This window comes from Polaribacter sp. NJDZ03, assembly GCF_019263805.1.
Taxonomy (GTDB): Bacteria; Bacteroidota; Bacteroidia; order Flavobacteriales; family Flavobacteriaceae; genus Polaribacter.
On record NZ_CP079195.1, the window covers coordinates 917,153 to 929,748 of the forward strand.

The 12,596-nt window shown below is 33.4% G+C and carries 10 protein-coding genes; all 10 read left to right on the top strand.

Annotation, left to right across the window (positions count from 1 at the left end; all coding sequences use genetic code 11):
• Positions 1-59: 59 nt before the first annotated feature.
• The 10 genes from KV700_RS03900 (at position 60) to cobN (ending at position 12,461) form a co-directional block, all read left to right on the top strand.
• Complete coding sequence (locus tag KV700_RS03900) at positions 60-848, top strand: precorrin-6A/cobalt-precorrin-6A reductase (RefSeq protein ID WP_218599259.1); 789 nt, start codon at positions 60-62, stop codon at positions 846-848.
• Positions 839-1,921, top strand: a complete 1,083-nt coding sequence (cbiD, locus tag KV700_RS03905; protein ID WP_218599260.1) for a cobalt-precorrin-5B (C(1))-methyltransferase CbiD — start codon at positions 839-841, stop codon at positions 1,919-1,921. Before KV700_RS03900 ends, cbiD begins: the two co-directional genes overlap by 10 nt.
• Positions 1,921-2,637, top strand: coding sequence for a hypothetical protein (locus KV700_RS03910; RefSeq protein ID WP_166382327.1), 717 nt, complete (start codon positions 1,921-1,923; stop codon positions 2,635-2,637). The genes cbiD and KV700_RS03910 overlap by 1 nt, the downstream gene beginning before the upstream one ends.
• Positions 2,634-4,280, top strand: a complete 1,647-nt coding sequence (locus KV700_RS03915; RefSeq protein ID WP_218599261.1) for an AAA family ATPase — start codon at positions 2,634-2,636, stop codon at positions 4,278-4,280. The genes KV700_RS03910 and KV700_RS03915 overlap by 4 nt, the downstream gene beginning before the upstream one ends.
• A complete protein-coding gene (locus tag KV700_RS03920; protein WP_218599262.1) occupies positions 4,270-4,788 on the top strand; it encodes a bifunctional adenosylcobinamide kinase/adenosylcobinamide-phosphate guanylyltransferase in 519 nt (172 codons plus the stop codon). The genes KV700_RS03915 and KV700_RS03920 overlap by 11 nt, the downstream gene beginning before the upstream one ends.
• Positions 4,785-6,098, top strand: a complete 1,314-nt coding sequence (locus KV700_RS03925) for a cobyrinate a,c-diamide synthase (RefSeq protein WP_218599263.1) — start codon at positions 4,785-4,787, stop codon at positions 6,096-6,098. Before KV700_RS03920 ends, KV700_RS03925 begins: the two co-directional genes overlap by 4 nt.
• Positions 6,099-6,101: 3 nt before the next feature.
• On the top strand, positions 6,102-6,686 hold the full coding sequence (locus KV700_RS03930; RefSeq protein ID WP_166382319.1) for a cob(I)yrinic acid a,c-diamide adenosyltransferase: 585 nt from the start codon (positions 6,102-6,104) through the stop codon (positions 6,684-6,686).
• Positions 6,687-7,071: 385 nt separating this feature from the next.
• Positions 7,072-8,148: a cobalamin biosynthesis protein CobW gene (cobW, locus tag KV700_RS03935; protein WP_166382317.1), complete on the top strand. Its 1,077-nt coding sequence runs from the start codon at positions 7,072-7,074 to the stop codon at positions 8,146-8,148.
• Positions 8,149-8,151: 3 nt separating this feature from the next.
• A complete protein-coding gene (locus KV700_RS03940) occupies positions 8,152-8,661 on the top strand; it encodes a hypothetical protein (RefSeq protein ID WP_218599264.1) in 510 nt (169 codons plus the stop codon).
• A 53-nt stretch (positions 8,662-8,714) separates the two neighbouring features.
• Positions 8,715-12,461: a cobaltochelatase subunit CobN gene (gene cobN, locus KV700_RS03945; RefSeq protein WP_218599265.1), complete on the top strand. Its 3,747-nt coding sequence runs from the start codon at positions 8,715-8,717 to the stop codon at positions 12,459-12,461.
• The last annotated feature ends 135 nt before the right edge of the window (positions 12,462-12,596 follow it).

Below are 12,596 nucleotides of genomic sequence, written 5' to 3' on the forward strand. Positions count from 1 at the left end.
ATCTCATAGGTTTTAAAAACCTGTGAGATTTTTATAAACTTATTGATAAAACAAATAGCATGATATTAGTCTTTGGAGGAACAACAGAAGGTAAAAAAACAGCTGCTTTATTAGAAAGTATGGCAATGCCTTTTGTGTATTCAACAAAAACAAATATCTCTTTTGATATCACTAAAATTGCGCGTTACCGTTACGGTGCATTAGATGAAAAAGAACTAGAAAGTTATTTACTAGAAAACAACATACAAACCATTATTAACGCTTCTCATCCGTTTGCAGAAATATTGCATAAAACCATTGCTAAAGTGGCAGAAAAGCTACAAATCCCTGTACTAAAATTCGGACGAGAATTACTTTCTAAAACCATTCATCCTTTAGTAAAATATGTGAATTCATATGATGCTGCTTTTGCGTTGTTAAAAGAAAAACAGACTTTATTAGCCTTAACTGGTGTACAATCTATTAAAAAATTGCATCCGTGGTGGCAAGAAAACACAACGTATTTTAGAATACTAAACAGACCCGAATCTTTAGCCATTGCTAAAGAAAGTAATTTCCCTGAAAAGCAATTAATTTTAGGCTTACCGTCTGACAGTTTAGAAAAAGAAATTGAGCTGATTAAAATGCATCATATTGATGTAATTCTCACTAAAGAAACTGGTAACAGTGGGTTTTTAAGCACCAAGATTGAAGCGGCTTTACAAACGAATGCAGAAATTATTATTATCAATCAACCTAAAACACCAAGTTACTTTACGGTTGTGTTTCATGAAATTGATTTACAACGTATTTTAACGAATACTCCTACTCCAACCTTGCTAACCAATACTTCGCAATTATGGGATTAAGAGAAATACCAAAAGGCCCTTTAAGAGAAGGTTTTACAACAGGCACTTGCGCTACGGCTGCTGCTAAAGCAGGATTGATGGCAATTATCCATCAGAAGAAAAACAGCACTGTAAACGTACATTTACCTATTGATAAAATATTAGAAATCACTATTCATTCTTGTGAGTTTACAGAAAACACGGCTACATGTTCTGTGATAAAAGACGCTGGCGATGATCCAGATGTTACCAATGGCGCAGAAATAGGTTGTATTTTAAAATTAACACAAGAAAAAGACATTCAGTTTATTGCCGGAGAAGGCGTTGGTACCGTAACTCTTAAAGGTTTAGAGTTGGCTATTGGAGAACCTGCAATTAATCCAGTTCCTAGAAAAATGATAACCAGTGCAATTCAGAAATTATTGCACGATTACGATTTAGAATGTGGGGTATCCGTGACCGTTTTTGTGACCAACGGAAAAAAATTAGCAAAACGTACGCTTAATGAACGTGTAGGTATTATGAATGGCATTTCTATACTAGGTACAACTGGTATTGTAAAACCTTACTCCTCTTCTTCTTATATAGCCAGTATAGAACAAGGTATTGATGTTGCTGTGGCTAATAAGATTACAGAATTGGTGATTAATTCTGGAGCAAGAAGTGAAAAGTTTTTATCAGAAAAATTTAATCATTTGCCAGCATATGCTTTTATCCATTACGGAAATTGGATTGGAGAAACCCTAACCAAAATAAATGAATGCAATATTAAAAAAGTAAGCATTGGTATTATGCTTGGTAAAGCTGTAAAATTAGCAGGTGGAATAACAGATACGCACAGTTGTGTATCTAGTTGGAATAAAGATTTTGTAGTGGATTTAGCACAACAAATTGGCTTTGAAGACGGAGATAAAATTAAAGAATTAAATATGGCAGGTCGTTTAATTGAGTTATTCGAGTTTGAACAAAATTCGCCTTTCTTTCAATTACTATTAGAACATTGCTATAAACACACGCATACAAAAATGAAACAGGTAGCCCTAGATATTTACCTTATTCATAAAAACGGAACACTTATTAAATATATTAAATAATGACAATAACTTCTTTAATTAGGCCTTTAATGGCAGGGATTTTACATTCTTTTGAACCAGACCACGTTACAGCAGTTTCTGTATTGGCAACCGAAAATGCTATCAGTAAAAAAAAGGTAGATTTTAAGACTGTCTTTAAAGCATCTCAGTGGGCGTTTGGGCATTCTGCAACCTTATTACTTTTTGGTGGCGTGGCTTTACTTTTTAAAAGTATGGCTACTTTATTTGTACATAATATTTCTTTTTATGCAGAACTAGCGGTTGGTCCTATTATGATCTGGTTAGGTGTTGTTGCAATTAAAAGAAACCATGCGATTAATGAAATGGTTAAAGAGCATAAAAAGATTGAAGCGCACGAGCATCAACTAGCTAACCCAATACATTTACACGGTACCAAAGGAGAAGAAATTGCGGTAAACCCAATGAATAAATCTTTTTGGATTGGCATGTTACACGGATTAGCTGGTACAGGTGGCGCTTTAACTTCTGCACTCGTTTTAAGTAGTGATACTGTAACCGATGCTCTTCTTATTCTTGCCGTAGAATCTCTAGGTATCATTGTAGCAATGGGTGCTTATAGTTATGTTTTAATTACGGTAATGAGTCGTTTTTTAGAGCGAAATTTATCCATTTTTAAATGGATGAATGGTATTGCCGGTGCAGCATCTGCAATTATCGGAATTATATGGACTTATAATACACTTTCTACCTTATGATTGCTGATAAAAAACAAATCAACTTTCCTTTTTCTGCCATTGTTGGTCAAGATAATTTTAAGTTAGCTCTTATTTTAAACTTGGTAGACCCGCTTATTGGTGGTGTTTTGGCTATTGGTGATAAAGGAACAGGAAAAACTACATTAATTAGATCGTTAACAAATCTAATGACTGATCAAGAAAAATATCCTTTTATAAATTTACCCATTGGTGTTTCTGAAGACCGACTTATTGGAAGCATCAATTTAGAAGAGTTGATTAATGCGAAAAAAGAAGTGATTAACCTTGGGTTAATGGCGCAAGCTCACCAAGGTGTTTTATATGTAGATGAGGTAAATTTATTACAAGATTATCTTACAGATATTTTATTAGATGCCGCTGCTTCGGGAAATTATTACTTAGAAAGAGAGGGAATTTCTCGTTATTTTAAAAGTCGCTTTTGTTTAGTAGGTTCTATGAATCCTGAAGAAGGAAGTTTAAGACCACAACTAAAAGACCGTTTTGGTTTAAGTGTAAACATTACCACAACTACAGATGCTAAAGTACGTCAGCAAATTATTAAGCAACGTTTTCAGTTTGATGATAACCCTGCGGATTTTGTTGCTAATTATAAAAGTAAAGACCAACGTATTGCAACGCAAATTGAAACCGCTAAAAACAAGTTAAAAACGGTTCTTATAAACGATGCTATTATAGAATATTGTAGTCAATTAGCGATAGAGCATCAAGTAGAAGGTTTGCGTGCAGACATTTTATTATTGAAAACGGCAAGGGCTTTTGCGGCGTATCAAAACGCGACAGAAGTCACTAAAGAAGATGTTGATAAAATAGCCGATTTTGTATTAAACCACCGAAGTTTAAATAAGTCTCCGAATCAGCAAAACCCGAATCAAAATGAAAACGAGCAACCCAAAGAAACTCTATCTGAAGGAAATACATCTAAAGAAGAAAATATCCATTTTTTAAGTCCTAAAAACGATTTTCAAAAACAAAAAAATACGTTTACAGATAAGATAGAAAATGGCTCTAAAGCAATTCACTATAACCAAGGAAATGTTTCTACTACAGACACAAAAAAAACGGTGAGTCAATATGTAGCTACCGATAAGTTTGAAATAAAGACGAAACACAAAAAATCACTTTTAAAAGAACACCATATCTTTTTAATAGATTCTAGTGGTTCTATGTTAAAAAATCAAATTATAGCGTATGCAAAAGGAGCTGTAGATAAAATTGCTACACAATCTAAAAACCAGAACACTCAGTTTTCTATTGTTTCTTTGTTTGATGGAGAAGCGCAACATATTTTACATAGAACTGCTGTTTTAAAAGATATTGAAATTGCACTAACTTCTCTTAAAACAGGTGGAAAAACGAACTTAACTGCCGGTTTTAAACAAATAAAAAGTATTTGTGTTGATGTTGATTTTAAACACAATTTACATATTATAACAGACGGAAAGTTAAATACAGATAGTAATTTAGAAGCAACAGTATTGGCTTTTCAAACGTATTGTAAAGGCGTACATAGCACGCAGATTATTGATGCAGAAAAAGGGATGGTAAAAATTGGTGTTGCTGCAGATTTTGCCAATCGTATTCATGCAAATTACCAACCTTTAATTACCGAAAATGAGCACTAAAATAATCCATATTATTACTGGCGGACAACGTTCTGGTAAAAGTGAATACGGAGAAGAAATTGCCTTAAGTTTAGACGATTCGCCAACTTATTTAGCAACTTCTAAATATTGGGATGCTGAATTTAGAAAACGTATAGAAATTCATCAAAATAGACGAACTAATAATTGGACCACCATAGAAGAAACGCTTCATTTAAGTAAAATAACTGCTGTAAATAAAGTACTATTTGTAGATTGTATAACGCTTTGGATAACCAACGTAATGGATCATTTTAAATATGATGCTGCATTAAGTTATCATTTTATTGTTGAAGAATGGAATTTACTTTGCGAGAAAAATAATATCGTTATTGCTATTAGTAATGAGATTGGTTTGGGCGTAATCCCTATGGAAAAAGCAACACGACAATTTGTAGATTTACAAGGAAAAGTGAATCAATATATTGCCAAAAAGGCGACTAAAGTAGATTTTATGGTATCCGGAATTCCAATACACACCAAAGGATGATAAAACAACTGATAATTTCTGCACCAAGTAGTAACGCTGGTAAAACTACGCTTACTTTAGGATTGCTGCGTTTATTTAAAAATAAAAACATTGCGATACAACCTTTTAAGGTTGGTCCAGATTATATAGACCCTAAATTTCATCAATTGGCTTGTAAAAAAGTGGGGGTCAATTTAGATTTATTTATGATGTCTCAAGAAGAGATAAACACCTGTTTAAACTTCTATGGTAAAGAGGCTACAATTAATTGCATAGAAGGTGTAATGGGCTTGTTTGATGGCGCAAAAAAAGACCAAGGTAGTACGGCAGAAATGGCTAAAAAACTAAAAACTCCTGTTTTACTAGTGATTGATGCCAAAGCTGTAGCGTATTCTGTTGCACCGCTTATTCAGGGTTTTGTAAATTTTGATAAAGAAGTAGAAATAATGGGCGTTGTCTTTAACCGCGTAGGTTCCGAGAGGCATTACCACATGCTAAAAGAAGCTTGTGATGATATTGATGTACGTTGTTTTGGGTATTTATCGAATTTAAAGGACATTGAAATTCCGTCTAGACATTTAGGGTTAAACATACAAGAAATAGAAAAATTTGATGTTGTTATTGATAAAATTGCAAACGAACTAGACAAAACAGTAGATTGGAAAGCTATTTTAGAAGCGTCTAAAGAGATTGAACCAAATGCTATTTTATCAACAGAAAAAACAATAGCATCCAAAAAAATAAAATTTGCAGTCGCTAAAGATGCAGCTTTTAATTTTATATATCCGCAGAACATTGCTGCCATGGAAACATTAGGCGAAGTGGTGTTTTTTAGTCCGATAGCTGATGTAAAAATTCCTGTTTGCGATTTTATATATTTACCTGGCGGATACCCAGAAATGTATTTAAAAGAATTGTCTAGCAATACAGAAATGCTGAAAAGCATTAAAGAATTCGCACAAAATGACGGTAAAATCTATGCTGAATGTGGCGGAATGATGTATTTAGGAAAAGCGATTATTTCAGAAAATAACGAAGCTTTCAAAATGGTAAATTATTTTGATTTTGAAGCTTCAATAGCGGATAAAAAATTGCATTTGGGGTATCGTACTTCTGCCATAAATAAACATATTTTTAAAGGGCACGAGTTTCATTATTCTAGTTTAGTAAACGATACTGAAACCACCATAAATGCCACAATTACAAATGCAAGAAATGGTGATACAAACACTAAAATTTATAAAAAACAACGGGTAATGGGTTCTTATGTACATCACTATTTTGGTACATCAGAAAAACTGTTACAATTGATTAACGAAATAAACGATTAGCACATGAAAATTTATACAAGAAAAGGAGACAAAGGTACTACCGGAGTTTTTGGAGGGAAAAGAGAATTTAAAAACTCTGCAAGAATTGAATGTATTGGAACTTTAGATGAAGTAAATTCTACCATTGGTTTAATGCGTTCTAAACTAGGAAACGAACACGAATGGCAACCAAATTTACATCGCATTCAGAAAGATATGATGAATATGATGTCTCACTTAGCAAGACCTTCTGATTCTAAAAAAGAAAATCCGAATCCGGAACCGAAAGATGGCGCAGATTTTTGTGAGGTTTGGATGGACGAAATGGAAGCAAATATTAGCTCTCCATCAGATTATTTTTTATTGCCTGGTGGAAATGAAATATCGGCACTTTGCCATGTTTGTAGAACACAAATGCGCAGAGGAGAAAGACAATTGGTTACCTTAATGCAAGAAGATCCAGAGTGTGTACACGACTATATTATGAGTTATGTAAACCGTATGTCTGATTTATTTTTTACCATGGCAAGAGCAGAAATGGACAAACATGGTGTTGCAGAAGAAAAATGGAACTTGTTTTTATACAAGAGAAAGAAGAAAAAAAGTTAAAGTGAATCGCTTTGCATATTCAAATTAATACGGTTTACAAATAATTATTTCGTGTAAATGAATTTCAAGTTCATAAAGAGTTCTCGATACAATTTTTATTACGCTACCGCTTCATAAAAATCACTCGAACTGACATGTGAAATATTTAATAACAAATTGTATAAAAGAAGGTTTGCAGAGATGTAAATAGCTTATTATAAAACAGCAATACTTACTGAATCTTTTTAAAATGGATAGTAAGTTTTGCGTTAGGGATAGTAGCGGCATCCTTTTTTATTCCTTTTTGGATAAAAAAGATATAGCGAATAGCCCGACCCAGAGGGAAACGCCCAAAAAGGAATAAAGAACATTATTATAAAATAGTAAGAATCTAAATTTTAAAGACATGAACAAGAAAATACCAATTACCATAGTTACCGGATTTTTAGGTGTAGGGAAAACAACTTTAGTGCATAATATGCTAAAAAATGCCAACGGAAAGCGTATTGCTGTTTTGGTAAATGAATTTGGAGAGGTAGATGTAGACGGACAATTAATTGCTTCATCGGAATGTGATGATGAGGGTTGTAATTTAATTCAGTTACCAAACGGTTGTATCTGCTGTACGGTGCAAGAAGAGTTTTTACCTTCTATGTTGCAATTGTTAGAGCGTAAACATGAAATTGATCATATTGTGATAGAAACGTCTGGTTTATCGATGCCAAAACCTTTGGTAAAAGCAGTGAACTGGCCAGATTTAAAGCCTCATATTACTATTGATGCTGTAATTACGGTGGTAGATGCTGTAGGAATTGCTACTGGAGAAATTTGCGATAGAGAACGTGTGCAAGCGCAACGTTTGGCAGATGATTCTTTAGACCACGAAACACCTATTGAAGAGTTATTTTTAGATCAGTTAGGTTGTGCAGATTTGGTTTTAGTGAGCAAAAGAGATTTAATTGATGATGAAAAGTTTGAAGAGGTTACTAAAATAATTACAGCCAAAGCAAGACCTAATACCAAAATTATTGCGGTTGTAAATGGAGAATTGGATAATGATTTATTATTAGGTGTGGAAGCTTCTGCAGAGGATGATGTAGATAACCGTCATTCTATTCACGAAGAGCACCATAAATCTGGAAACCACCACCACCACAACGATGATATTAAAACAGTTTTATTAGAATATACCGAAACTGCGGATATTAAAGTTTTAGTAAAAGATTTAAAAAAGCTTGTAGAAGACAACGAGATTTATAGAATTAAAGGTTTTGTAAATATCCCTAACAAGCCAATGCGTATGGTTTTACAAGGTGTTGGTGCTCGTTTCGATTATTATTTTGAAAGACCTTGGGGAGAAAATGAAGCTCGCAAAACAAATTTAGTGGTTATTGGTAAAAATATAGAATTGACTAAAAATAATGAAGTGATAACGCATGCTCATAGTCATGATCACGGACATTCTCACTCTCATTCTCATTAAACGATGACCCACATTTTTACTACAAAAAAGCTGGAGAAGATTATACACAAGAAAATTGAAAATAGCGATTTAATCGATGAGCATGTTCTTGGAAATTGGAATGCAAATGTTTTTTATGTAGCGAAAAAAAAATGTTTGCTTTTTGTTAATTCTGAAACTTTTTTCTCTGTCGTTATTCCTCGTTTTTCAATGAAAGATATTGACAAGTTAGCTGCGTTATTTATGGATAGTTATTATAATCAATTGTTATTTGAAAAAATAACGGTTGATTATAATAACATTCTTGCTAAAATTGGAGAAGTAACGTTTCATTCCACTAATAATAACAGAAAAACCATTGGTGTTCTTACTTATAATATAGAGAAATTGAACTATTTTAAATATGACTATCCTGTTTTTAACGCTTCTGTAATTAGAGAAATGACGCAAAAATTGAACAGAACTCCTTTTAAACAATTAGGTTGGAAAACGCCCAATGAAGAAATGATTTCTTTATTGGGAAACAATAAGTAATTGGTGGTTTGCTGTATATTAAAAAATAAGTAATCTAAAAAAATTATAACAACGTGCATTTAATTTCTACCATACCAGGCGGCTGGAATCCTAATGATGAAGGGGTGTTTTATATAGATCAATCTCCGGGAGACATTGTTTTTTTATCTTCGGCAGATTCCGATTTATTTATGATGAATAATGCCTACAAATTAATACATAATTCTGTAGACAATGCACCTACTTTTCGGTTTGCAAATCTTAGTTATTTTAAACAAGAATTAACGATAGATACGTATGTTGATGAGGTAATTTCTGCTGCAAAAATTGTAGTTCTTAAACTTTTGGGAGGAAAAGCCTATTACAATTATCTTTGTGAAGCAATTACAGATTGTTGCGAAGAAAACAATATTCAGTTGGTGTTTTTACCTGGTGATAACAAACCAGATTTAGAGTTGATGCAATCTTCTAACATTCCGTTAAAGGATGTCGATTTAATTTGGAAATACATACAGGCTGGTGGACTAGAAAACTGTAAAGCTTCTTTGCAATTAATAAGCAACAGAATTACAAATACAGTTGTAATTCCGGATGCTATAAAAACCATTCCCGATTTATTTTTATATCACCCAAAAGAAGGGATTTATACTTCATCAACAGAAAATAAAGAAAAAAAACAAGCTATTATTTTTGGGTATAGAAGTTATTATTTATCTAATAATTTAGCTCCTATACATAGTATTATTGATGCTTTAGAACAACAAGGAATTTCTGCAATTGCATTAATGGCAGCTGGGTATCGAGAACATGATATTCAGCAACAAATTTTTAATTTATTAAAAACCCATCAAACAGAAAACCCCCAAGTTATTATCAATACTACAGGGTTTAGTGTGCAAGGATTTAATGATACTACACAGAGCTTGTTCGATGTGTTTAATGTACCCGTTATACAAGCAATTATGGGAAGTTGCAATAGAGAAAGTTGGCTAGAAGGTAGTTTTGGATTGCCGCCTACCGATATTGCCATGAATATTGCGTTGCCAGAGGTGGACGGGAAAATTATATCGAAAGTAATTTCGTTTAAAGAATCGGTAGAAAAAGATGCTTTAACAGATTCTGAAGTGGTTTCTTACGTTCCGAATTTAGAAGGTTGTGAGTTTGTAGCTCAAATGGCTAAAGCGTGGATTAATCTACAAGAGAAAACAAATGCTGATAAGAAAATTGCGTTGGTTTTACCTAATTATCCAAATAACAATAGTCGTTTAGCAAATGGTGTTGGATTAGATACACCACAAAGTACGTTGCAAATTTTAGCACAATTGGCAGCTGAAAATTATGCCCTTGCAGCCGATTATCCTAAAACGACCAAAGAACTTATACATAAGTTAACTAATTCTGTTACCAACGATTTAGAAACGATAAATACATTAAATGAACGCCACGCTATTAAATTAGACGAAGCTATTTTTTATAAGTACTACAATCAGCTTTCTAAAACACTTAAAGATACAGTAGAAGCACAATGGGGAAACCCAAAAGATTCACCAAATTATAAAGAAGGTTCTTTTTTAATTCCGGGTTTTATTTCTAATAATGTGTTGGTGAGTATTCAGCCAAGTAGAGGTTATAATTTAGATTTACAAGCCAGTTATCACTCGCCAGACTTACCTCCTCCTCCAGCCTATTTAGCGTATTATATTTGGTTGCAACATAGTTTTAAAGCAGATGCTTTAGTGCATATTGGCAAGCACGGAAACTTAGAATGGTTGCCCGGAAAAAGTGTTGCTTTAAGTAAAGAAACCTGTTTCCCTGCAGCTATTTTAGGCGCTATTCCGCATTTTTATCCGTTTATTATTAATGATCCAGGAGAAGGCACACAAGCTAAAAGAAGAAACCAAGCAATTATATTAGACCATTTAATTCCGCCAATGACACGCGCCGAAAATTATGGCGATTTACTAAAATTAGAACTGTTAATTGATGAGTTTTACGAGTCGGCTTTGGTTGATAAAAGAAGAGCTAGCTTAATTAAAACAAAGATTGAAACGCTGGTAAATGAAACCCATCTTAAATCTGATTTAAATGAAGACGGCAAAGATATTGATGCGTTATTAGAAGTTATTGACGGTTATTTATGTGAATTGAAGGAATCGCAAATTAGAGGTGGTTTACATATTTTAGGAAAACTACCTAGAGAAGAAAAATTAATCGATTTAATTGTTGCCTTGCATCGTTTGCCACAAGGCGATTTAAAAGGAATTACACAGTGTTTATCAGTAGATTTACAACTCAATTTTGATCCTATAAATGTTGTCTATTCAGATAAACTTGAAAAAGATATTTTCGGTATTTCTTGTAGAACTTACGGACAAGCAGTAGAATTGCTAGAAAACAAAGCGAAGAACCTTGTAAGCCAATTATTTAACAACGATGTTCTAGAAAATATTGGACAATACACCAATCAAATATTAAACTATATACAACAACATACAGTACCCGTTTTAGAAAAAACAAGTAATGAAATCAGTCATTTAATTAAAGGCTTAAACGGTCAATACATTCCTGCTGGAGGTTCTGGCGCTCCCACAAGAGGACGCATAGATATTTTACCTACGGGACGAAATTTTTATTCTGTTGATGTACGTACTGTTCCCTCTGAAACCGCTTACCAATTAGGAAAAAAAAGTGCTCAGAATATTATTGATCGCTATTTACAAGAAAACGGAGAATACCCTACTTCTATCGGTTTATCAGTTTGGGGTACTTCTACCATGCGAACCAGTGGCGATGATATTGCCCAAGCATTGGCCTTAATTGGTGTAATACCCGTTTGGCAAGGAAGCAACCGAAGAGTAAAAGATTTTAAAGTCCTCTCTACTTTAGAATTGAGAAGACCTCGAGTAGATGTAATGTTGCGTATTTCTGGTTTTTTTAGGGATGCCTTTCCTGATTTAATTTCTCTCTTTAATGCCGCAGTAGAAAAAGTAGCTACGCTAGATGAAACCGATGAACAAAACCCAATAAAGAAACGTTTTGATGAAGAAAAACTGCAATGGCAAGAAGAAGGTTTAGATGAAAAACAAGCCAATGAAAGAGCTTTATATCGTGTATTCGGTTCGAAACCTGGTGCGTATGGTGCAGGTTTACAAGGTTTAATTGATGGAAAAAACTGGACAACTTCGGATGATTTAGCACAAGCGTATATTAATTGGAGTGGTTATGCGTATTACGGAAAAGACAATAGTGGAAAATCTGCACACGAGACCTTTAAAAAACGATTGTCTAATATTGAAGTCGTAATGCAAAATCAAGATAATAGAGAGCATGATATTTTAGATTCTGATGATTATTATCAGTTTCAAGGAGGAATGACGGCAGCCGTAAATACTATAAAAGGATCTCAACCAGAAACGTATTTTGGAGATCATTCTAGACCTGATAATCCGAAGGTAAAATCTTTAAAAGAAGAGTTATTAAAAGTTTTTCGCTCTAGAGTTGTAAACCCAAAATGGATGCAAGGGATGCAAGAACATGGGTATAAAGGGGCTTTTGAAATGGCTGCTACCATGGATTATTTGTTTGCTTATGATGCTACCACCAACTTAATAGAAGATTTTATGTATCAACAAATTACAGAAACTTATTTGTTTGATGAACAGAATAAAGCTTTTATAGAAGAACACAATCCTTGGGCTTTAAAAGACATGTCTGAGCGTATGCTAGAAGCTATACAAAGAGGTATGTGGGAAAATCCATCCGAAGAAATTATTGAAGAATTGAAAGAAATCTATAAAAATGCAGATGCTATTACAGAATAAAAAATAGCTGTTAAAAATAAATCTAACAGTAGTTTTTTAACGCTATAAAACTTCATTTTTATAGCGTTAAAACCTACTCAGGAATTAACTATCCATTTTTTCTTCTAAAGTAATATTGTCCGGTTTTTTTAAAAT